1 pseudogene is annotated in these 272 nt (G+C 43.4%); it reads left to right on the top strand.

What is annotated here, in order from left to right:
- Positions 1-18: 18 nt before the first annotated feature.
- Positions 19-272: pseudogene (locus AB4486_RS25560) on the top strand (hypothetical protein); the annotation flags it as partial.

Raw genomic sequence — 272 nt, forward strand, 5'->3', positions numbered from 1 at the left:
GAACAAAAAGTGGTAACCATGCGATTTCTAAACAAGCCATTTTTATCCGTACTCCTAACATTGTTGTTGGGAGCTTTCTCGTCCTTCTCAGTATTGGCTGCAAACGCCGTGGCGAGTGTTTCACATAACAGTGTCACCAAAGATGAAGTCTTCCTTCTTAGAGTCGCAACCAATGAAAAGGTCTCTTCTAATGCTCTAGATCTAACAGAGCTCCAACAGGATTTCTATGTCGGTACACCAAACTTTGGGTCATCGATGCGAATCGTCAATGG

It is taken from the genome of Vibrio sp. 10N.222.55.C6 (assembly GCF_041473395.1).
GTDB lineage: Bacteria > Pseudomonadota > Gammaproteobacteria > Enterobacterales > Vibrionaceae > Vibrio > Vibrio crassostreae_C.